Here is a 22782-nt window from a genome sequence, read left to right as displayed (position 1 = left end):
CCATTTGATCAAAACAGTTCATGTCAGCCACGTCGGACGTGTGCGTTCGGTGAATGAGGATTCTGCCTGGATCAGGCACTTGGAGCAGGGATATATTCTGGGAATTGTTGCCGATGGCATGGGCGGGCATTTGGCCGGTGATACGGCCAGCCGCCTCGCGGTAGAAACACTTGCCGCTGATTTGGCGACGCTGGAGAGCGGGTTATCCGCGCATTCTTTGACAGCGGCGCTTAGCGACGCTATTTTGCATGCTAATGAAGTTATCTTCCAGACGGCTGCCCACGATGACAAGTATCATAATATGGGGACAACGGTTGTAGCCGTTTTGCTAAACGATGCCTCCGGGATTATCGGACATATCGGGGACAGCCGTGCCTATGTGATTTCTAATGGAGTGGTACGTCAGATTACAGAAGATCACACACTGGTCAATGAGTTATTCAAAAACGGTCAGATCAGCAAGGAAGAGCGGGAGAACCATCCCCGCCGCAATGTGTTAACACGGGCGCTGGGCACTGATTCCGAGGTGCAGGTGGATATTGACTCCATTTCCCTGGAAAAAGGAGATGTGCTGTTACTGTGCAGCGACGGGCTGAGTAATCTGGTGACGGAGGAGCAAATTAGTAAAGTAGTAGGTGCCGCCGAGAACCCTCTGGAGGAACGAGCGGATCGTCTGCTGCATCTGGCGCTGCTTGCCGGAGGCGACGACAACATCACGGTAGCTTTGTTTGAATTGCCCGATGACACAGCTTCATTGAGTGAAAAGGGGTGTGACGCATGATCGGGCACCTGCTTGGGGGAAGATACGAAATTATTGAGCGCATCGGCGGCGGCGGTATGGCGCTGGTGTACAAGGCTCAAGACATTCTGCTGAATCGTAATGTGGCGGTCAAGGTGCTGCGTCAGCAATTTGTCCATGATGATGAATTTATTCGCCGGTTTCGGCGTGAGGCGCAGTCTGCGGCCTCGCTTTCCCATCCGAATGTGGTCAGTATTTATGATGTCGGCCAAGAGGATGAAATCCATTATATTGTAATGGAGTGCGTAGAAGGCAAAAATCTGAACGAAATTATTAAGGAACGTGCCCCGCTGCAAGTGGATGAAGCGGTACGGATCGCTTCTCAAATTTGTGATGCACTGGAGCACGCTCACCAAAATCAGATTATTCACCGGGACATTAAACCGCATAATATATTGATCGGGCGCAACGGACGGGTCAAGGTAACCGATTTTGGGATTGCTAGAGCTGTCACGTCAACGACGATTACCCAGACAGGCTCTGTGGTGGGCTCTGTCCATTACTTTTCACCTGAGCATGCGAAGGGAGTCGTCACCGGCGAGAAATCGGACTTATATTCTCTAGGGATTGTCTTATACCAAATGCTGACGGCGCAGCTTCCTTTTCTGGGAGAAAGTCCGATCAGTGTGGCGCTCAAGCATCTGCAAGAGGAATTTGAGGAACCGCGCAAAATTAATCCGTTGATTCCGCAAAGTGTAGAAAACGTCATTTTAAAATCCATGCGTAAAAATCCGGAGGAACGTTATCAATCTGCGGATGAAATGCTAAAAGATTTAGAGACATGTCTGCTGCCGGGACGCCGTAATGAATCGAAACTGGAATTTACACATTTGGATGACGAGGATCAAACGCGGGTTATTCCGGCTATTAAGCCTCAGCAAATGGGAATGTCCTCCCGTGGAGACGACGAGCCTGCTCGATCCGGCGATTCTGAAAAGCTTCAGAGCAAGCAAACGGCTAAAAAAAGTAAAAAGAAGCCGATCTTGTGGATCACGCTGGTGCTTGTGTTGCTTCTTTGTATGGGTGGCGTAGTGTACTATGTGCAAAATTTGCTCGTCGTTCCTGACGTTGTAGTGCCGAATGTGTTGACCAAGACCGAGGACCAGGCCAAGTTGTTGATCAGTCAGTCCGGGTTGACCGTTAAGGACCCGATTAAGCATGAATATAAGGACGGGGTTGCACCCGGAGTTGTTTTTTATCAGAGCTATCCACAGGAATCTGTGGTTAAGAAGGGAACAGAAATTGAACTGAAAGTCGGGGTTGCCAAGCCGCTGACTCCGATGCCGGATGTCAAAGGACAGAGCTATGATGCTGCTGTCAAGCTGTTGACCTCCCAGCAGATCAAGGAGACACAGATTCAGCGGAATGAGCAGTTCAGTGATCAGGCGGTGGGAACCGTCCTAAGTCAGACACCAGCGGCGAATGAGTCCTTTGATAAAGATACGGTACAGGTGGTGCTAACGGTCAGCAAGGGCGCTGCTACCGTGAAAATGCCAAATCTGGTGGGCAAGACGCAGAAAGAAGCGGAAAATGAGGTCAAAAGTGCTGGATTGAAGGTTGGCTCGGTCAAAGAGGAATTCAGCTATGAGCAGGAAAAAGGCAAAGTAACCAAGCAGTGGCCGTCAGAGGCTGGCAGTGATTTGCCTCCAAATACGGAAATTACGTTTTATGTAAGCACTGGTTATCCGCCAGAAGCGATTACACTGCCATTTAATGTGCCAGTTGCGCCGAAGGAAGAGGGTAAAAACAGCAAGATTCGTATCACTTATACGGATGCACGTGGAGAAAACCAGGAATGGGGAAGCCGTACGATTAATACGACACAAGTGTTCACTATTAATCTGTTGCTGGCTCCGAACAAGGACAGTGTTGTCTCTGTATACAAAGATGGACAATTTGTCGATACGTATCCCGTTTCTTATATTGACGCGAAGAATGGAACGGTGACGATGCCTCAAATTGCTCCGCCTGCTGGGACCACACCGACGGATACGCCAGAAGGTACTTCTCCACAGAATGGCAGTGGAAGCGGCGAACAAGGGAATAGCGAGGATACTTCAAATGATAGTGGTAATAACGGGGAGGACTCGATCAATCAGGATGGCACCGAAGGTAATGGTGAACCGTCCGCTCTTGCCCCCGAAACGGGCTCCACGGGCGTAACACGTGGTGAGTTTGCCGTTAAACACACAAACCATTCAGGTAAGGAAACGGGCCTTTACAAAAAATAGGGTGAAGTCATTGAGGCTGTAAAGCACCAGTAATCTTGCCGGAGGTCAGTATACTGTCCGTTATTCGCTTTCATTATTCGAATTTTGGAACTTAAACATATAAAGGAGGACGGCTTACACATGCCTGAAGGTCTGATCGTCAAGGCGCTCAGCGGATATTATTATGTCTCCAGTCTGGATCAGAATGGGCGGCCTGTATCCGGCGAAGCTACGGTACAATGCAGAGCACGCGGAATTTTTAAGAAAAAAGAGATTACGCCGCTTGTCGGCGACCGGGTCGTTTACGAACTGACTGAAAACGGGGAAGGTATGGTTAATGAGATTAGGAAGCGCACGACGGAGCTTATTCGCCCGCCAGTGGCTAACACTACGCTTGCCGTACTGTTGTTTTCCCTGCGTGAGCCGGATTTAAATCTGCCGCTGCTGGACAAATTTTTGGTGCATATTGAGCACGCCGGGCTGGATACGATTATCTGTCTGACAAAGCGCGATTTGTATGAGGGCAGTCCTTCGGAGGATGGGACGGTTTTGGCTGTTCAGGAAATGTACAGGAAGATTGGTTATGAGGTGCTGGTGACCAGTGCCCGTACCGGGGAAGGTACGGCTGAGCTTAAGAAGCTGTTGGCTGGTCAAATCAGCGTGTTTTCCGGGCAGTCAGGTGTTGGGAAGTCTTCCATGCTTAATGCGTTGGAACCCGGCTTAACGCTGGAGACGAGCGCCATTAGCAATAAGCTGGGCCGGGGACGGCATACGACTCGTCATGTAGAATTAATTCCACTCGACAATGGCGGTTTTGTAGCAGATACACCGGGTTTCAGCCAACTGGATTTCCTGGAGCTGGGTGTGGATGAGTTATCTCCATGTTTCCGTGAATTCCAGTCGTATGCAGAAGGATGCAAGTTCCGGGGCTGTACCCATATTCACGAACCTGGCTGTAAAGTGAGAGAGGCCTTGGCAGAAGGACATATTTCGCAGGGCCGATATGATAACTATTTGCAGTTCTATCAGGAATTAAAAGAAAAAAAACGGAGGTACTGAGCATATGTTAAAAATAGCACCGTCGATCTTATCAGCTGATTTTGCCTGCTTGGGCAGTGAAGTTGCGGAAGCTGAAGCAGGTGGAGCAGACTGGATTCATGTGGATGTCATGGATGGTCATTTTGTATCCAACATTACCTTAGGGCCTCCTATCGTTCAGGCTATTCGTCCGCATACGAGTCTTCCTCTGGACGTTCATCTGATGATTGAGCATCCTGAACGTTACATTGGCGATTTTGTGAAGGCAGGAGCTAATATCGTCACCGTTCATGCCGAGGCTTGTGTTCATCTGCACGGGGTCATCCATTTGATCAAGCAGCAAGGTGCTCTTGCGGGTGTGGCCCTTAATCCGGGCACTTCTCCATATGCGATCAAGGAAGTGCTGCCCAATGTAGACATGATTCTGGTTATGACAGTTAACCCTGGATTTGGGGGTCAGTCTTTTATTCCGGAGACGCTGGATAAAATCAGACAGATTCGCACATGGTTGAATGAAATCGGCCGTCCGGATGTACATATTGAGGTAGACGGAGGCATTGCGGAGGAGACGGCACCAGCCGTATTTGAAGCAGGGGCTGATGTTCTGGTGGCTGGTAGTGCGGTATTCGGCAGAGCGGACCGTGGAGCGGCTATTGCGGCTATTCGGGACAGTGCAGCTCATTCGTCCAAGTGAAGCTGAGCGAAGCGCTGTGGATGACGGTAGCGAGTATGGTGACAGGTGAGATCCTAAGTTGCTTCTCACTGGTGAAGGCTCCTTGGAACGCTCTTCTTTCACTCGTTGCCGTTCTGATTGTGCTGTTTTATTTTCATACTCTCAGCATATCTGTATGTTCGTGGACTTGTCTAATGGTATAGCATGGGATAGATGTGCATAAATATGGTTACATGAGCGGGATTCTCATGTAGCCTTTTTTTGTATGGCAACAACCCTTGACAGGTTGCATAAACTACAGAGAACGGATGCACGAGGATGATGGGGAGGGTGAAGCATGAAGTTTTATACAATCAAGCTACCAAGATTTCTGGGTGGATTCGTCAAAGCCATTCTGAATACATTCCAGAAAAGCTGAATTGCACGTAACGTACACACAGGATGCAAAATGAAGAGCAAGGTACACAGGGCATGCTTCCCGGGCACAACGACAGACAGGTAGCTCGACAGCAAACGGCAGGAACGCGCGGGAAGATGCCTGACATTTTGACATCATGGACCAGATGGATGTAACATTTTGAATAACCAAAAAAGCACCCGTTTAAAACGAGGTGCCTTTTGTTTATAACGTTATTTTTTTGCGACTACACGCGAGTTACTTTACCGGCCTTCAATGCACGAGTGCTGACATAAACGCGTTTCGGTTTACCGTTAACGAGAATACGAACTTTCTGTACGTTGACGCCCCAAGTACGGCGATTACGGTTGTTAGCGTGAGATACGTGGTTACCGGTGCCAGGCTTTTTGCCTGTTACAGAACATTTACGAGACATGATTCCACCTCCTATTCTGAAAATAACCAAGTTCCGTATGGAACGGGTCGCTCTTCAGGCCGACTGGGTCAGTCGGACTTTGTAAGTCACTAACCTGAACAAAACAATACTTATATATAATATCATAGTCAAAAAAGCTCCGTCAACCGATTCAAAAACTTTATTTATTTCTCTTACGCATTATAGTACAATATGGGATAGCTATTGCTGTGAATATTCTTGTAATAGTTGGAATGTGAATTCTTATTCCAGTCATGCCGGACAGATCAGAGGCGGAACCATATTTATCATTCCAGCCGATGTTTCAGTGTCGGGTGGTTGACTGGTTTTTCATATATAGACCTGTGAAAGGCCGATCAGGCCGTGGGTACGATAAGCTTACGAAAGTGTGACATTCGTATTCGTCGTCTGGCTTTAGTATAATTCAATTGAACCTGTCCGCACAGATGAACATGACGATGCGGAAGGTTGATAGCAAAACAAGTGTATTAAGCTAGGAAGGGGAATTCTCTTGAGTAATCGTTCTTTGAATGGAACAGATTTTACCGCAATGGTTTTAGCCGGGGCGGAACAATTACAGCAGCATGCGGAACACGTCAATTCACTTAATGTATTTCCGGTGCCGGACGGTGACACAGGAACTAACATGAATTTGACGATGAGCGCGGGCGTAACAGAATTAAAGAGGGGGGATTCTTCCTCCATCGGTGTCATGTCCGGCATATTATCCAAAGGTTTGCTGATGGGAGCCCGCGGCAATTCAGGGGTTATCCTGTCTCAGTTGTTTCGTGGCTTCAGCCGTTACGCTGCCCCATACGAGGAATTGAATACCCTTCAGTTCGCATCGGCATTGCAGAGCGGGGTGGATGCAGCCTACAAGGCGGTGGTTAAGCCGGTGGAGGGTACAATTCTTACCGTGGCGAAGGAAGCGGCCAAGCATGCTGTGTTTTTCTCACGCCGGACAAATGACATTACTGAACTGATGGAAGAAGTGCTTGCCAAAGCGAAGGAAACGCTTGCCATGACCCAGGACATGCTTCCGGTACTGAAGCAAGTAGGGGTTGTGGACTCGGGTGGACAAGGACTTGTGTATATTTATGAAGGGTTCATGCAGCAGCTTGGAAGCGGATTGGTGACAGTTCCAATTGTAAAAGGGGAGAATGTACGCACTGCTTATGCTCCTCATGTATCTGAGAGTCCGACGGCGCAAGTGATTGCTCCTTCACCGGATGCACCGATTTCGGCGCAGGCGAAGCTTGAAACGGAAAATATTGAATTTTTATATGATATGGAATTTTTTATTAATCGACAATTGGGAGAAGCCCAAGGTACGGACTTTGATGAGGAAGCCTTCCGGAAAGCATTATCTGTGGATGGAGACTCTATCATTGTTATTTCTGACGATGATGTTATTAAGGTTCATGTTCATTCCAAGGCTCCGGGCGAAGTGTTGAATCTGGCGCTACGTTACGGGGAAATTACACAGATTCGTATTCTGAATATGCGCGAGCAGCATCGTGATTTGTTGTCTGCGGGTATGGATGGCGCTCCTGAGCCTGAGTGGTTTGCTGAAATACCGACAGAGCCTGCACGTGTGGAGGAGCCATCTGAGCCACCGGCTCATGAGCTGGCACCCTATGGTTTCGTAGCAGTGGCTTCAGGCGAAGGGATTGCTGATATTTTCAGAAGCTTAGGTGTGGATGTTGTCCTTTCCGGTGGTCAGACGATGAATCCAAGTACGGAAGACTTTGTTAATGCGGCTCGCTCGATTGCGGCTCAGCACATTTTTATCCTGCCGAATAATTCCAATATTATTCTGGCGGCAGAGCAGGCCCGTGAGCTACTGGAGATGGAGCGCCTGGTGTCGGTTATTCCGAGCAAGACGATTCCTCAGGGTATTGCTGCGGCATTCGCTTTTCAGGAGGAAGAAGCCTTTGAGGCCAATCAGGACAGCATGCGGGACGCGGTCAACCGCGTGAAATCAGGGCAGGTAACCTATGCAGTACGGGATACGACGCTTGATGACCTGCACATTACGGCCGGCCATTATATCGGTATTCAGGATTCCAAAATTGTAGCGACTGAAGAACAATTAATCGCAACGGCTCGTCTTTTGCTGACCAAAATGTTGGTGAATGGTGATGAGATTGTTACGATTCTCACAGGTTCGGATGCGAAGCAAGAAGATACAGAGCTGCTCGTTGCATGGCTTGAAGAAAATTATTCGGATGCTGAAGTGGAAGTTCATGAAGGTGGTCAGCCGATTTATCCTTACCTGTTTTCGGTGGAAACTTGATGGGCTGTAGAGCGTCCATAGAAGCTCACCACAAAAGGAGGTCTGACCGATGAGTAACACCATCATTGTGACCGACAGCACGGCTGATATTCCACAGGAACTGGTAGACCGTCTCGGGATAGTCATTGTGCCGCTGACGGTGATGTTTGGAAACACGACTTACCTTGACGGCATTGAGATGTCTGCTGCGCAATTTTACAGCGAACTGGTACGGGCTGATGAGCTACCTACGACGTCACAGCCTTCACCAGCCCGCTTTTTGGAGACATTTACGACGCTGTTGGAGCAACATCCCGAGAGCCAGATCGTTTCCATCCATTTGTCTTCCGGCGTGAGTGGAACGTATCAGTCTGCTCTGCTGGGTAAATCCATGCTGGAGAAGCATGAACATAGAGTGACCGTGGTGGATTCCAAATCAGCTTCATACGGATACGGCATGCTAGTGGTTTATGCGGCAGAGCTGGCGGTTGCCGGGCAATCCCCGGCTGATATTGTTCGGGCTGTGGAACGTCGTGGGGAGCGTCGTTGTTTGTATTTCCTGGTGGATACCCTGGAATACTTGCAAAAAGGCGGACGTATTGGCAAGGCAGCGGCAATGGTTGGCACCCTGCTCAATATTAAGCCGATTCTCTCGATGGACAAGGAAGGTATCATTTATTCGGCAGACAAGGCAAGAGGACATAAAAAAGCGACAGCAAGAATCATTGAATTGCTGGAGCGGGATTTAAAGGGCCAAAAAATTAATATTGCTGTAGGCCATACGGCAGATCGTTCGGCAGCAGAAGCGTTCGAGGCACAGTTGGCAGAACACTTTGAGCTGGGAGATCGAATATATACTGAACTTGGCGCTGTTATTGGGACCCATGTAGGACCAGGAACGATTGGCATTTTTGTATGGCCGGCCGGAGATGAGAGGTAATATGCTGCATTTGGATCAAATACCTTTAAAACAAATACATGGCGTGAGTGCTCTCAAAGAAGGAGAGCTTCACGCTTTTGGCATTTCTAACGTGCAGGACATGCTGGAATACTATCCGTTCCGGTATGAGGATTACCGTCTGCGTTCGCTGAGCGAAGTGAAGGACGGAGATAAAATTACAGTGCAGGCTAAAATCATGGGCATTCCGGTGCTTCAGCGTTACGGGCGCAAATCAAGGTTGACTTGTAAATTGATGGCCGAGGATTGGATGTTTACAGCAACGTGGTTTAATCGGCATTTCATGAAGGAGCAGCTAACCTCAGGTCGTGAAATTGTGGTGACTGGTAAATGGGACCTCAAACGGATGCAAATGACTGTTGCAGATTCTGAGTTTCCCGATAAAGGAGTCGCTCGTTCGGGGACGCTTCAGCCTGTGTATTCCGTAGGCGGCAAGATTACGCAGACCTGGATGCGCAAGACGATGAACCAGACACTCCAGCAGTTTGGTGAAATGATTCCCGAAATTTTACCGGAGTCACTTGTACGTAAATACAGTATAATGCCGCGTAAGCAGGCTATTGCAGGTATACACCAGCCTCAGGACAATCGAGAGGGACAAGAGGCCCGCCGCCGGATGGTGTATGAAGAGCTGTTTTTATTTCAGTTGAAAATGCAGGCATTCCGTGCGTTGAACCGCGGCCGGGCAGATGGGGTTGTACATACAGTGGATAATGCCACGGTTCGCGAATTTGTGAGGGCCTTGCCGTTTGAGCTGACGGATGCTCAGAAGAAAGTGGAGCTTGAAATACTGCATGACCTGCGCTCGCCTTATTGTATGAACCGTCTGCTTCAAGGGGATGTTGGGTCAGGTAAAACCGTTGTTGCCGCCATTGGTTTGTTTGCTACGGTGCGTTCCGGTTTTCAGGGGGCGCTGATGGTGCCAACGGAAATTTTGGCTGAACAGCATATGCGGTCGCTTCACAAGTTATTTGAACCGTTTGGGATTAGTGTGGGGTTGTTGACGGGCAGTACGACCGGGAAGAAGCGTAAGGAGCTACTGGCTTCGCTCCAGATGGGTCTGCTGGATATTGTGGTGGGCACGCATGCCCTTATTCAGGAGGATGTATATTTTCGCCAGCTTGGGCTTGTTGTAACGGATGAGCAGCATAGATTCGGAGTGAACCAGCGTAGTGTACTGCGCCGTAAGGGCTATAATCCCGACGTGCTGACGATGACGGCCACACCGATCCCGCGTACGCTGGCGATCACTGTGTTTGGCGATATGGATGTTTCTACGTTGTCAGAGCGGCCAAAGGGGCGTATTCCGATTTCTACGTATTGGGTAAAGCATGATCTGATGGATCGTGTGCTCGGACTTATTTCCCGTGAGGTGGATCAGGGACGGCAGGCTTATCTGATCTGTCCGTTGATTGAAGAGTCGGAGAAGCTGGATGTACAGAATGCCATCGATTTGCATATTCAAATGCAGCAGGCTTTTCCGCATTACCGCGTTGGGCTACTACATGGACGAATGACTCCCGCAGAAAAGGAAGAAGTTATGCGTTCTTTCTATGCGAATGAGGTTCAGTTGCTCGTTTCAACGACGGTTGTGGAGGTGGGGGTAGACGTCCCCAATGCGACGCTAATGATCATTATGGATGCGGATCGTTTTGGGTTATCCCAGTTACATCAATTACGTGGACGAGTTGGACGGGGAGCACATGCCTCGTATTGTGTACTGATCGCTGATCCTAAGTCGGAGGTTGGTCAGGAGCGGATGAAGGTTATGACCGATACGGACGATGGTTTTGAGGTAGCTAGACGTGACTTGGATTTGAGGGGGCCGGGTGACTTTTTCGGTACCAAGCAAAGTGGGCTGCCCGAGTTTCGGTTAGCAGATATGGTAGCGGATTTTGAGGTGCTGGAAAAGGCCCGTGAAGATGCGACTGCTCTGATCGCGGACTCGTCCTTTTGGACATCTCCGCAGTATGAAGCATTGCGTGGCTATTTGCAAAAAGAGCAGATTTTCCAGGGTGATCTTATCGACTAATACACCTTGAATCATAAGGCTGTTTTTATAGTTTTAAACAGATAGGCACAATGGACAGGCTGGCCGTCATATATTTGGGAATGACCGAATGATATGGGAGGTGCGGTAACATTGAGCTATCAGCAATATGGAATCAGTCCGCAATTGGTGGAGCGGATTAAGTTGAAAATGAAAAATCGTGTGCTTAAGGAACGGGTTAAGCAGCAGATCGAAGGCGTGACCAAGGCGGACCTGCAAAACAAAGCCAAGGTACGTCAACTTGTGAAGTCCACTTCTGCTATTTTGAACGAGCGGCTGACGGCTGCACAGGAAGAACAATTGACGGCCTTCGTGCTGGCGCAAAAAATCGATCCGTCGAACACGTTTCATCTGATCAAGTTGTGGGGGATGTTTCGTTAACCGGACATACGTAGGATGTTCTAAAATCTCTCTGAATGCTCGATGCTCATCCAAGCTGGAAAAGGATTGCCTGATGTCAGGCGGTCCTTTTCTGCTTGTTCCTCTATTTCCCGATTGTTTTCTGTTCAGTATAGTGTATTCCGTAGCCTTCGTTCGTATTTAATTCCCCGGGTAATAGTCTGGGTGTTAATAGAGAGATTTTATTTGTAATGACCGCCAATTTTGACGGATCGCTCCAGAGCCTGCCCCGCGTTTGTTAACGACGATGCACGCATGATGATCGCCTGACCATATCGATCCCTTAAGGTGTCTGTTACTTTTTCCAAAGCCCGGGATCGCTCCTGATCTTCAAAAAAGTCAAGCTGATACAGCTGATCATTCATCAAGCCGCTTAAAGTGACACCCGCACGCTTCACGGGCATATGGTTCCAAAAGGTATAAAATATTTTTTTTACGGTTTCATATATCTTTTCGGTACGGTTTGTAGGATCGGGCAGCTTCATCTGGCGGGAAAACCCGGTCGGTGCCTCGTGCGGACTGCATATACAATGAACGGTCACAACCGAGCCCATATATCCTTTGCGGCGGGAGTCCCGGCATACCTCTTCTGTCAACTCAAGCAGGATAGTCTCCACCTCCGCAGGCTGGACATAATCCCGAGGCAGGGTCATCATATGACCGATGGATTTTGGGGGCGTATCCAATGTTTCCGGCTTGACCGGACTGTGATCCAGACCGTTAGCAGTTCGCCATAAAACTTCTGCCTGAATATCTGACTGCTTGCCGAAATGAGACCGGAATTTGTCCTGAAGCCGGGGTAAGGGAGTACGTGCGATGTCTCCAATGGTATGCAATCCAAGCCTCTCCAAATGCCGTTCCATGCGCGAGCCAATACCGAACATACTGCGAATCGGCTGAGACCATAGCAACGCTGCAATGTCGGATGGAGGAAGGACAAAAATGCCGCTTTCGTTCTTCTTGGCCCATATATCTGTCGCCATTTTAGCGAGCATTTTATTGGAACTGATACCGATACGAATCCATATCCCTGTTTGTGACACTACTTTTTGTTGAATTTCACTTGCGATGCTCACCGGATCTCCGAACAGGGAGAGACTTCCGGTTACGTCCAGAAACTGCTCATCAATTCTGTTGTCAAGTATTTGTATACCGTTGTTCACGAAACACTATCCAACTTTCTCGCCCATCGACTCTATTTTTGCTTGTTCACGCAGGTTATCTTGCAACTTTGTTAGGTTTTCTTTAGAAATTTTCTCGTAAAAAGCCTTCATTTTCTTACTTCCGAAATCTGCTGTCAGAAGAAAATAAAATTTTAGACTGAAAAATAAAGTGTTAGACTCGACAAATAAAGTTGTAGACTGAGTAAATAAAGTATTAGACTGGAGTCATTGATTTAACGCGGTTTTTGAATTGAAGAATCATCAGCTTTTGAAAAATAAGTATTAGACTGATCCATTAAAAGAAGCAGCGGCGAACCAAGACTTGATAAATAAAGTCTTAGACTGCCGCCGTTGTTGTCGTTCAACTAACGTTTCCTGTTAGAGCTAAATAACCAACTGTAATCTGGTGATTATAATTTCTTTAGCATGTGAATGTCATTAGGTTCTTTTTCAAATAATTCCGAATCAATCTCTGATGTAATAGCTGAACCATGACTAGTATAAAACTTCACTGCAGATTCAGTCTCGGTAGACGATATATATAAGTACTTTGCCTCTTTTTCAATTGCTACTGTACTCAGTGATTCCATAATTAGGCTACCGATTCCTCTTCTTCGATATTCCCGTGTCACATACATGAGGCCAATCTGAAGCCTATCATTATCATAACCCCTGAACTTACGAGCTAAGACACCAAACCAGACCCATTTATCCCCGTCAAATGCTCCAAAAGCCGTACCACCGTTGGTGAGTTCATATTCATATCGGGATATTATCTCTAGATAAATATCTTCTTCCCATCTGGGAGATTTCATGTGGTGATTTTATTTCTTCTAGTACCCCGTTCTTTAATTTGTACGTCAATTTGATTGTTTCCAAACGGTCGATGTCACGAATTTTATAAGAATCATTAAGTATCATTTGAACAATTGAAGCCATTACAATCCCTCTTTTTTTAAAATTCACATTCATAATTATAATTATCAATATAATGTTCGTTATCTAAAATATATTTTCCTTTTATATCCTAAAGTAACCTGCCCGTTACTTAATGAAGAAATAGTCATAAATGTTTGAATTTAACTGATCGGTAAGGAGTGCGTATTCTGACCGTCAAAGCCAAGCCCAAAAGGAAATAGAAGCGATAAAGGCGCAGAGGGAGGAGAAACGAGAAAGGGTGCTTAGAGCTGGGTGGTGGATAGACCCTCATATTAAGGAGTGGGGCATGGCTATGTCCTCTTGATCCCAGCAGCGCTTCAGCGGACGCTGCTGGGCATCCGGGGAACATCTTCCGGCTGACCGGATCACCAGTATACCGGTGCGTTGCCAGCAGCATCAACAGCGATGCACGGGAGAATGAGGAAGGAAACAACGCGCAGCCAAGGAACCGCAAATGACGGTAGAGACCGACAACGGTTGGATAGCGGTAGAAGGGCGTGCCAAGTGACAACGTCCTCTTTGTCAACGGGAGTGGTTCGCCGCCGAACAGCCGGTCGCAGTACTTTCTGTCGTCCAGAGCATGTCTCGGCCAACTGGAGCATCAACACCGAGACAATTTCAACGGCAATTGGCCTGAAGTTCATGCAACAGAAGCGAAGCACCGGGACGGTGAAAAAGCTGGATGACGGACGGGCCTCCGCAGAAGGAGGAGAACAAGGAGACCGCCTTCACATTTCCTTCGTCGCAACTGCTTCACCCTCCGGCCGCCGCGGTAAAACATGGCGGCAGATCCGGAAGTGCTTGACGAAGTCGTGGGGTAGAGAGGCTCCTCGCAGTCGGCAGCAAATGATCATGCGTCACAAGAGCTTATCTGGATTAGTACGTGGGCTTCAGGACTGCTGCCAGTTACCTGCAACCGGCGTGGGCCAAGTTGGCAGCCGAATTAAACTTTCCAGTTTTATATTTTGCGAGGGAAAAGGTCCAGTGAAAGAAGGTTTAGCATTACTCACATCTGATCGTTAAATAAAGCTCTAAAAATACGGTTCATAATTTTTGTGATACTGCATATTTCTCGATCAATATCGAATAATACGGGCAACTAAAGTATGCTAGGGAGGATCGTAATGGGTATAGTGATTGCCACTGCGGAAAAAACAATTTTGGAAATTCTGGCTCAGCTTTTGAATTCGAGCGAAATACCTGAGATGCCGTCGGAAATCGCCGGAATACCACTAAAGAATATTCAGGCATATCCTGAACATCCTGGTTCAACCTGGATTGTTACAGCGGAAGAAAAGAACGGTCGTGGAAAGTTTCTTCTATATGCGGAACTCATCTCCGGTCGATATACGTATGCTTGGATGCTTCAGACAAATGGCACTTCCACATTTTCGCTAGGCGAGATGGAGCTTTTTGGAAAAAAGATACCTGAATTGGGTTTTATCTCGTTTACCTTTCAGCATATTGTTTTTGCAGATAGAGAGGTCGCTTCGGTAAGTCGTTGGAACCAAGAGATTGAACAGGTTACTCATGACCCAAGTCTGCTTTTTCCCGAAGAAACGATGTATCACGGTGTTAGAATCAGGGGGGAACTCGTCCTCGGACCAAAGGGTATTTCGGTTAATCTCTTCCTCGGTTTCGGTGACGACTCAGCCGCTTTCGCTCCAATGCTATGGTCTCCTGGGCGTTTACTGGAGGAGACCGATTATCGGAGAGAGCAATGGTACGATCTCCAATACCCTGTTGGCCCACTTACATTCCGCCGGATTGGGTTGAAGTACAGTCGAGGCAAGCTATATCTGATGCTTGACGCATTGCTGGCGATCTCTGGGGTTGAGCTCGACCTGGAAGGTCTTGCTGTAAGCACATCAATCTGGGAATGGACACCGGATTATCATTTGAGCGGGATGAAACTTTCCTATAACATTTCACCCATGCTTATCAGCGGCGGGCTCCTGGAGAACTCAGCCACAGGCAGATACAGCGGATTTGCAGTCATGGAAGCATTTGGGCGCAGCTTCAGTGCCATTGGGTCATATTCTGAACGGGGAGGCGTTCCCTCTTTATTTGTTTATGTAAGAACGAATGGGGATTTGGGAGGCCCCCCCTATTTTTATGTTGAGAGTCTTGGTCTGGGTTTTGGGCTCAACAAACGATTCCTGGAGCCACCGATTGAAGATGTGGCCAAGCTCCCGTTGTTAAAGGGGAAGGAAATTGATGATGCCTTGGAGGAGCTGGAAGATTCACACCGCCCATGGCTTCGGGATGAAATAGGCACCAATTGGCTGGCGGTCGGACTGGAATTTACCACTTTTAAATTCATCCGATCCAAAGTTCTGCTGATCGGACAGTTCGGTAAAGAACTCGAATTACTTCTCCTGGGTCAATCCACTCTCGAATTGCCGGATGCTAACAACCGTTTTGTGTTCATCGAAACAGTTCTCAAAGGCAATTGGCGGCCGTCCGAAGGATTTGTGGGCATCACCGGCAAGATTACGGACAATTCATTCCTCTTTAGTAAGGACAGCACCATTACCGGCGGTTATGCGGCTTGGTTCTGGTACAAGGAGCCATACAAAGGGGATTTTGTCATATCGGCCGGAGGCTATCATCCGCAGTTTCATAAGCCGGATCACTATCCTTCATTGTCAAGAATCTCTGTGAATTGGCCGCTTGGATGGGGAACGATCAAAGGGGACTCCTATTTTGCCTTAACGCCTTCATGTGTGATGGGCGGCGGTAGCTTAGAACTGAGTTACGGCGGCGGCGATATCAAAGCTTGGCTCACCGCTCAAGCAGATGTGCTTGTAAAGTGGAAGCCATTCTATTTTGATGCCTCCTTCCGAGTGAATGTCGGCGCTTCTGTACGGCTTCATCACAAATGGATCGGCTCTTACACACTCGAAGTTGAGTTTGGGGCGGATTTTCAATTATGGGGTCAACCCACAGGCGGCCAGGTGTATTTGGGGTACAAACATTTTGGCATTACGATAGAATTTGGCGACGACAGACCTAGCAGTACAGACACGATCAGCGAAAACGAATTTAAAGCGATGCTGCCAGGTAAAGAACACTTCGTACGTATTCAACCCTCAAAGGGGCTTCTTCGTGAGCTGCCCAATGGGGAATGGATTGTACAACCCGAAGAATTTCAATTTACTGTGTCCACAGGTATCCCACTAATACATCTTCAGCGCGCAAATATGACTAAAGAATATGTGGTGCCGGCGATCAGCGATGAGCCCGGAATTCAACCAATGGGCGTTAACAAGATGGATGAATCCGTTTTGTCTTTAACACTCGATAGTACCGGAGATGCAGATCCGCTTAATAATTTTGATCTAATAAAAATACAGAGCGGTGTACCTCAAGCACTCTGGGGAATTGGAGGAAGCGAATCGCCCGGCTCCACACTTATGCAACATATTATGGGTGTCACCGGAGTTCCGCTGCCTCCTTCCGATCAGCCACGGGCAAGCATCAACCTTCAACAGAAGTATGAGATGGAACTGATGGGCACCGCTTATATTGCAGCAATCGTTCCCACACAGACACGCGGGATTCCGAGAGAGAATAACAATAGTATCACATTAATAAAAGATTCCATCAGTCAAGGGCAAGCACCTCAAGAACGTAAACATATCATTGAAGCTTTGGTACATGCCGGAATCTACCCCGACAATCACGATGACTCGATGTCCAGACTTGCAGTTCATGCCCCCGAACTGTTTCGAGAACCGCCGATGATGCTTAGGACTTCCTAAAGAGAGGAGATGTGCTGATATGTATAAGCTAAGAACCCGGATTTTGACCTCAGATGAGGTGCATCTCTACGACCAACGTCGGCCCAGACTTTATGCCGGAAAATATCAGTTAACCGCTGAACAGGATGTCAGGTATCACACAACTGGGAATATCCCAGCTAGTGCCACTCAATTTTTTCATGTCAAAGGTTCTCCGTTTTCCCTGGATCAAAATGAAATCCGAATCCACCCGCCTAATAACAGTAAAGGAAAATTTGGAAATATCCTGCCGCATTTGACCATCACCAGGCCGGGTATGCTGTGGCAGAAGAAGCTTAATCTTCGTGACAACGCCGGGGAGAACCTGCCTTGGCTTGCTCTGCTTATGCTCAGGGAAAGCGAATGGCCTGGAGACGGTAAGCCGCTGAAGGGAACAGTCAATCAGTTTCAGCATAGTTCGGATCCAACTCTCTACATCCCTCAGCTAGAAGATGTGCTTCCGGAAGAAGCGGATACACTCTGTCAATATATCGAAATTACGGTCCAGCAGTTCCAGGAACTCATGCCGGACATCCAGTCCCGAGGCCTCCGTTATTTTGTCGGAGCACGTACTAATCAAACGGATGAATCTCAGGGAATGTCTGTGATCACGGCGCACCGCTTCCCGCTGGTCGATCAGGACGACGGTAACCAGTTCAGAGTATACCTAGTTTCCCTCGAAGGCTTGGAGCCTTGTCTCGAAAATAATTGGCCTTCAGGGATAGTAAAGGTTCGAATGCTGTGTTTGTATCACTGGTCGTTCACTTCATTCCCCAGCAATGGTGAGAGTTTTCATGAATTGATGGAACAATTGCTTCAACATACTTCCGGAAACGACACCTGGCTGAGATATCCGCAGCTTATGCCGACAAGCGGCGTTGAGCATATCAAGAACAGATTAAACGATGGTTATGTGCCGCTTGTTTATCATACGAGATCGGGAGAGGAGACGCTTGCTTGGTACCGGGGACCGTTCGTTCCCGTAAGCAATCCGCCGGAGCCAGATATTATTTCCAGCTATACTTCCCAAGAAGCGATGGTTTATGACGGTGAGTACGGGACGTTCGATCTTTCCTATGCCGTAGCTTTCGAATTGGGGAGATTAATGGCTCTGGCCGATACCCAGTTTACGGTCAACCTCATGAAATGGAGGAAAAATCTGACCTCTTTATTTGCCAAACATTACTTAACGGACGATGATGATACCATAATCAGCGATCGGTTTGAAGACATATTTTTTAATCCAGAGTGGGCTAACAATGTACAGAAAGCGCTCAAATATAATACCGAACAAACTGTCTTGACTCAAAAGCGAGTGGCTTGGAGAAGGGAACGCCGCAGGCACAGACCTAACCCAATTAAAGTCATCGAACGGATAATGGACCGCAGGGATCTTTCATACTTTAACACCTTACGTTCGAGTGAGGAACAAAAGAAGGTTACTGATTGGATCAGGGAAGCGGCCGAACATGTGGATATCCCGCTCTCACACATGGTGCCTATGGATCAGATGCTACCCACCGAACATATGAGAGTGTTTCGGATCGATTCGTCCTGGATCCGTTTTTTTATCGAGGGAGCGACAAGTATCGGCGTGCAAACCAAATTTGATGTATTTGTGAATCAGAGGATTCGGAATGTAGCGACGCCTGGAACAAAACATCTTTTTGGTATGCTGTTAAGATCCGCGCTGGTTTCCGGCTGGCCTGCTCTGCAGATTAAGGGCTATAACGATCATGGTGATGCCGGCACGGAAAACCCTCTGCGGCTACAGGAGCAAGTTATGTTGACGATTTTTCGGGAAGTCCCGAAGAGAATCACAATTACGGAACCCCATGAAGGACTCAGCTACGGGATGAATGATGAAGGAACTATCACGGTCAGACATATTGAACCCGGTCAGATCGGAGACATTGTCAATGATAGCACAGGACAACCGGTGAAAGTCCCCATCAATAATTATATTAATCCAAACAATGGAGTCCTGAAAGCTAATGAATGTATGTCTGAGCTGATTCTTAACATCCCCGAGGCCACAGATGATGACCAGTGGATGCCGACTCACTTTAACCTGCAATTACTGAACGGAGCCGATCAAGGCGTATTTGAAATTCAACCCTGAAAGGAGTGCTTGTGCCATGTTGAAGAATGGATTGTGCGTGCCTATGCTGCTGGATGCGCTTGTAGTGAACGATTATATCCGGCAAAACCGGCCTTTTCGGAGGCATCGAATGGATTATGCTATGCTGGATCGGTGGGACTCTCCTGAGCCGCTTCCTTTCGGAGATCTGGAAGACGACTTCCGCAATAATCCGGACAATAACGGGATTTATTTGCAGTGGGAATTGCCAAGCGGATTCACTCAAGTTATTTTATCAAAGGACAAGTCGGATATTCGTTATCCGCTGGTTCCCAACCGCTGGCTGATTACTCGTAAGCTGCATGGAGTTGACAGCTCCCCGTATGACGCTTCGTGGATTGTTGTTAGCGATAAATTATGGCGTATTTCGTCAAAGGGCAGTCCCTATAGAACCTTCAATGAGGATTTTGAAAGGTTTAATTCCATTGGAGAGAAAAAGCGGTTAGAAGATTGGGAGGAGCTGCGTTTTCCCGCCGACTTATTTTTAACAGCCGACGGTTGCGGCGACTTCTCCTTCTCGGCTTTTCAACCGGGTAATGAAAATGTTTTCTCTATCCATGATCGATTGGAGGGTATTCCGGAAGATACTGAAGTCGATCTCAATTATACGGTGCTGGGGTGGTTCTCCAGTTCTCATGAAGATCCGTTACATCATGTTCGTTCGCGGGAGCAGCTACTGTTGATATTGAATAGGTATCAATGGAAGATCGATGATTCCGGTCAACTCCCTCGCCGAACCTTGCTGAAGGGAAACATTGAGCAGGTCCGGTGGGTCAGATCAGGCGATCCTGCCCGTACGCCACGTAATAATAACCCCAACCATACGGTGACGATTGGTATGACATCAACCGACGCAATATGTGAGTTAATGGGAAGTATCAGTGGATCAAACTCCCAGTCATTTAGTCAACTGCTGGAGGTCTTTCTGTATGGACAGTTGGACGCACTGGAAGAGGCAGGAGGGGAGGAAACGATTGATGATGTTATTCATAAATCGGGCTTCCGCAGCTCACGCGGTGGTATTGTGTGGAAACTGGTTGACCGAAAGGAGTCTCCAGAACTACGCCCTTCTGCAGCCGTTGCTCAGACGGATGATGGCTTTCAACTTCGTCATTTGTTAGCACAGCTTAATGTTCTTCAGCTTGGACTGGACGAGACATACCGCAACGTATCTACCAGACAGCAGCAACTCTACGAAGCCTGGTGGAAGTGGAAGAAGAAATGCCGTAGAGACGGATGTGCGGAGGCGGCTGAATTATCCAGGTTTATTGAAATCTTAAGCCACCAGCTTGGGCAGCGCACTCGGCAGTCTGAAGATGTTGAGAAATTCGTGGCTATAATCAACGACCATCTGACTCAAATAGGGAGCACAAAGCAATTGACATGTGAGGATATGCCCCGTTTTTGGTCACCGAGTGATCCTGTGGTTTTGATCTCCGGTTACCACAAACAATTGAATCTGCCCGCGCGTCCAAATATCAATTGCGTGGTCTATGAATTTAGCGAAAACTTTACCGAAACATCAGCAGGAAAGTTGCCCGAATTTGTGTCCGAGGGTCTCTTGCTCCCCATCCCCGATGATACAAAGCAGATTTGGGAGCAACCCTGGAAACCGCTTTTTTTGGAGTGGGAGGCAGAGTGGACAGCGATACCATACACAAGCGTCAATTGGCAATTCGACGGACGAGAGCTACGCTGCGCCGATCACCCAACAATGCAACCCGCTCAAACCTTTAGCGGCCGTACCTATTTAGGAGCACACTCCGCATTCTCAATCAGAGACCGGCTGCAACACTATGTGGACCATCATCCGGAACCGATCAGCATTCCACTAAAGCTTAGAGAATTCATTGCAGGTATGAAAGAGTGGGATGTTCTGTCACAGACACTTGGTGGGCTGCATCGTCAACTTTTGCAACACGATCCCCGAATGCATCCCATCCCCATTGGGGAGGAGGCGGAGGATATGGCCATTCTGCTGGAAAACCAAAGCACAGCCATGCCCTTTGCAGCCAGTATTTCGGACAGAAGTCCGGAGTCTTTGTTTCAACCGATCCGCAGCGGTCACCTTAAGCTGAAACGACTGGCAATAGTCGATGCTTTTGGACAAGTTGAGGAGATTGAGATGCCCTTAACGCCGACCTTTATTGCCGAATCCTTGCGAACCGAAAGCGATACTCCGGGCATTGTAGAACTGAAGCCGCGTATTGATCAGGGCGCCCGGCTTCAGTTTCATTGGGTGTCGTCCGAACGTGATGAAGATGAGTTGAACACGTCTCCCGAGGCACAGCCCATTTGTGGATGGGTGCTTCCGAACCATTTGGATAGGGGGCTGACATTATATGACCCGTACGGTAAAATCCTCGGGGAAGTGAGGTTAAATGGACGGGTGGGATCTTTGGGAACGACTGTTTGGGAACCCGCTCCTGAAGTTGAGTCCTTGTCTGATCTTGCTTGGCGCGAGCGCAACCGGCATTTGGAGCGTTTCATCCATGGTCTGACCCATGCGCCGGACCAGGGCGGAGCATTAAGCGCATTATTGCCAGCGATTGATGAGACGTTGTGGGTGATTAACCCAAAGGAGCGTTCATTCGACAAATCGTTAAGCGTCATAATTGGCAGGCCCCTTGTTCTGGCCAGAGTCAAGTTATCTTTAGAGTTGGATGGAGAAGACTTATTTCATCCTAAATACTTCCCACTGTTTCGCCACCGCCCAGATTATGTAAAGAAGAAATTCAAAGTAAAACTGGGCAACCTGTACTCTCCCAAGGATGGGTTAATTGGTTACTATTTAAACGACGATTATACAAAGTTCTATTGCGTTCACAAATCCAATCGAGCTAATTCTCCATATCTGGAGGAGATTGGTGAAGCTTCTTTTTTTGAGTTACCACTGACGAACAGACCGATCTATGCGACTTTGCTTTTTGATCCAAGTGCATCGATTTTCTCCTATACAGACGTGGTTCCAGCCAAAGCACTGAACTTGCCGGAAAAATATTATACTCAAGCGTTACAACGAATGGAAGTCTTCTTCCGGGTCGGACCTGTCCTTACAACTGTACTTGAGCGAACGCCCGATGCCAGTCGTATCATCATGCCGACGCCGCATTTGACCTCCGGAGAGTGGACCTGGTTTGAAAGAAGTCGGACGGATGAAAACAAATGGGAGCCCATGATCCCGGTAGCCGAGGAGCGGAAGGAGCTGCCTAGCCGAGAAGCTCCTACAATAAGAGAAGGGCTGCTGCGGCTTAAGCTCGGCGAAACACAACCATAAAGGTCCTAAAAGTTTGAATTAACGCATCGGTTGTCAGAAGAAAATAAAGTATTAGACTGGAGTCGTTGATTTAGCGCGATTTTAGAATTGAAGAATCGTTAGCTTTTGAAAAATAAGTTTTAGACTGATCCATTAAAAGGAGCAGCGGCAGACACAAGACTTGATAAATAAAGTCTTGCGTCTGCCTCTGTTGTCATTCAACTAACGTTTCCCGTTAGCCAATCATGTAGCGCAAAATCAGCGCTG

16 protein-coding genes are annotated in these 22782 nt (G+C 47.9%); 13 read left to right on the top strand and 3 right to left on the bottom strand.

The features are described from left to right. Window positions 1-4: 4 nt before the first annotated feature. The 5 genes from L696_RS0114150 (at window position 5) to spoVM (ending at window position 5138) form a co-directional block, all read left to right on the top strand. Window positions 5-781, top strand: coding sequence for a Stp1/IreP family PP2C-type Ser/Thr phosphatase (locus L696_RS0114150; protein ID WP_025684217.1), 777 nt, complete (start codon window positions 5-7; stop codon window positions 779-781). Continuing rightward, window positions 778-3030, top strand: a complete 2253-nt coding sequence (gene pknB, locus L696_RS0114145; RefSeq protein ID WP_049827388.1) for a Stk1 family PASTA domain-containing Ser/Thr kinase — start codon at window positions 778-780, stop codon at window positions 3028-3030. Before L696_RS0114150 ends, pknB begins: the two co-directional genes overlap by 4 nt. Window positions 3031-3150: 120 nt before the next feature. After that, entirely contained in the window at window positions 3151-4068 is a 918-nt protein-coding gene (gene rsgA, locus L696_RS0114140) for a ribosome small subunit-dependent GTPase A (protein WP_025684216.1), read from the top strand. A gap of 4 nt (window positions 4069-4072) precedes the next feature. After that, window positions 4073-4741, top strand: coding sequence for a ribulose-phosphate 3-epimerase (gene rpe, locus L696_RS0114135; RefSeq protein ID WP_025684215.1), 669 nt, complete (start codon window positions 4073-4075; stop codon window positions 4739-4741). Between the two features lie 316 nt (window positions 4742-5057). Then, the gene (gene spoVM, locus L696_RS28630; protein ID WP_014282289.1) at window positions 5058-5138 is read left to right on the top strand and encodes a stage V sporulation protein SpoVM; all 81 of its coding nucleotides are present in this window, start codon (window positions 5058-5060) and stop codon (window positions 5136-5138) included. Window positions 5139-5364: 226 nt separating this feature from the next. Here the strand turns inward: spoVM and rpmB are convergent, their stop codons facing one another. Then, a complete protein-coding gene (gene rpmB / locus L696_RS0114125; protein ID WP_014282288.1) occupies window positions 5365-5553 on the bottom strand; it encodes a 50S ribosomal protein L28 in 189 nt (62 codons plus the stop codon). Window positions 5554-6064: 511 nt separating this feature from the next. Between rpmB and L696_RS0114120 the strand changes: the two genes are divergently transcribed. The 4 genes from L696_RS0114120 (at window position 6065) to L696_RS0114105 (ending at window position 11217) form a co-directional block, all read left to right on the top strand. Beyond that, complete coding sequence (locus tag L696_RS0114120) at window positions 6065-7849, top strand: DAK2 domain-containing protein (protein WP_025684214.1); 1785 nt, start codon at window positions 6065-6067, stop codon at window positions 7847-7849. Window positions 7850-7898: 49 nt separating this feature from the next. Beyond that, on the top strand, window positions 7899-8768 hold the full coding sequence (locus L696_RS0114115; RefSeq protein WP_025684213.1) for a DegV family protein: 870 nt from the start codon (window positions 7899-7901) through the stop codon (window positions 8766-8768). A 1-nt stretch (window position 8769) separates the two neighbouring features. After that, complete coding sequence (gene recG, locus L696_RS0114110) at window positions 8770-10818, top strand: ATP-dependent DNA helicase RecG (protein ID WP_025684212.1); 2049 nt, start codon at window positions 8770-8772, stop codon at window positions 10816-10818. Between the two features lie 111 nt (window positions 10819-10929). After that, window positions 10930-11217, top strand: a complete 288-nt coding sequence (locus L696_RS0114105) for a stage VI sporulation protein F (protein ID WP_010345577.1) — start codon at window positions 10930-10932, stop codon at window positions 11215-11217. Between the two features lie 200 nt (window positions 11218-11417). Here L696_RS0114105 and L696_RS0114100 read toward each other — a convergent pair whose 3' ends face one another. Together L696_RS0114100 and L696_RS0114090 are read right to left on the bottom strand one after the other, a co-directional pair. Further along, on the bottom strand, window positions 11418-12398 hold the full coding sequence (locus L696_RS0114100; protein ID WP_025684211.1) for a DNA polymerase IV: 981 nt from the start codon (window positions 12396-12398) through the stop codon (window positions 11418-11420). Window positions 12399-12808: 410 nt separating this feature from the next. Beyond that, window positions 12809-13213, bottom strand: a complete 405-nt coding sequence (locus L696_RS0114090) for a GNAT family N-acetyltransferase (protein WP_245233365.1) — start codon at window positions 13211-13213, stop codon at window positions 12809-12811. A gap of 541 nt (window positions 13214-13754) precedes the next feature. On the opposite strand from L696_RS0114090, the gene L696_RS0114085 reads away from it, so the two are divergent. The 4 genes from L696_RS0114085 (at window position 13755) to L696_RS0114070 (ending at window position 22536) form a co-directional block, all read left to right on the top strand. Continuing rightward, a complete protein-coding gene (locus L696_RS0114085; RefSeq protein ID WP_155985396.1) occupies window positions 13755-14360 on the top strand; it encodes a hypothetical protein in 606 nt (201 codons plus the stop codon). A gap of 101 nt (window positions 14361-14461) precedes the next feature. Then, window positions 14462-17101, top strand: a complete 2640-nt coding sequence (locus tag L696_RS0114080) for a DUF6603 domain-containing protein (RefSeq protein ID WP_025684209.1) — start codon at window positions 14462-14464, stop codon at window positions 17099-17101. Window positions 17102-17120: 19 nt separating this feature from the next. Further along, window positions 17121-19241 carry a hypothetical protein gene (locus L696_RS0114075; protein ID WP_025684208.1) on the top strand — a complete coding sequence of 707 codons (2121 nt, stop codon included), beginning with the start codon at window positions 17121-17123 and terminating at the stop codon, window positions 19239-19241. 16 nt (window positions 19242-19257) lie between these two features. After that, entirely contained in the window at window positions 19258-22536 is a 3279-nt protein-coding gene (locus L696_RS0114070; protein WP_025684207.1) for a hypothetical protein, read from the top strand. The last annotated feature ends 246 nt before the right edge of the window (window positions 22537-22782 follow it).

It is taken from the genome of Paenibacillus maysiensis (assembly GCF_000520815.1).
In the GTDB taxonomy this organism is placed as follows: Bacteria; Bacillota; Bacilli; order Paenibacillales; family Paenibacillaceae; genus Paenibacillus; species Paenibacillus maysiensis.
This window is presented reverse-complemented; position numbering and strand designations above follow the sequence as displayed.

What these genes read in the sequence shown, in the direction of transcription:
- pknB (WP_049827388.1), top strand. Translation starts at nt 778, where the DNA reads ATGATCGGGCACCTGCTTGGGGGAAGATACGAAATTATTGAGCGCATC.
- L696_RS0114115 (WP_025684213.1), top strand. Translation starts at nt 7,899, where the DNA reads ATGAGTAACACCATCATTGTGACCGACAGCACGGCTGATATTCCACAG.
- L696_RS0114075 (WP_025684208.1), top strand. Translation starts at nt 17,121, where the DNA reads ATGTATAAGCTAAGAACCCGGATTTTGACCTCAGATGAGGTGCATCTC.
- L696_RS0114090 (WP_245233365.1), bottom strand. Translation starts at nt 13,213, where the DNA reads ATGAAATCTCCCAGATGGGAAGAAGATATTTATCTAGAGATAATATCC.
- rpe (WP_025684215.1), top strand. Translation starts at nt 4,073, where the DNA reads ATGTTAAAAATAGCACCGTCGATCTTATCAGCTGATTTTGCCTGCTTG.
- rpmB (WP_014282288.1), bottom strand. Translation starts at nt 5,553, where the DNA reads ATGTCTCGTAAATGTTCTGTAACAGGCAAAAAGCCTGGCACCGGTAAC.
- L696_RS0114080 (WP_025684209.1), top strand. Translation starts at nt 14,462, where the DNA reads ATGGGTATAGTGATTGCCACTGCGGAAAAAACAATTTTGGAAATTCTG.
- L696_RS0114070 (WP_025684207.1), top strand. Translation starts at nt 19,258, where the DNA reads ATGTTGAAGAATGGATTGTGCGTGCCTATGCTGCTGGATGCGCTTGTA.
- spoVM (WP_014282289.1), top strand. Translation starts at nt 5,058, where the DNA reads ATGAAGTTTTATACAATCAAGCTACCAAGATTTCTGGGTGGATTCGTC.
- rsgA (WP_025684216.1), top strand. Translation starts at nt 3,151, where the DNA reads ATGCCTGAAGGTCTGATCGTCAAGGCGCTCAGCGGATATTATTATGTC.
- L696_RS0114085 (WP_155985396.1), top strand. Translation starts at nt 13,755, where the DNA reads ATGAGGAAGGAAACAACGCGCAGCCAAGGAACCGCAAATGACGGTAGA.
- recG (WP_025684212.1), top strand. Translation starts at nt 8,770, where the DNA reads ATGCTGCATTTGGATCAAATACCTTTAAAACAAATACATGGCGTGAGT.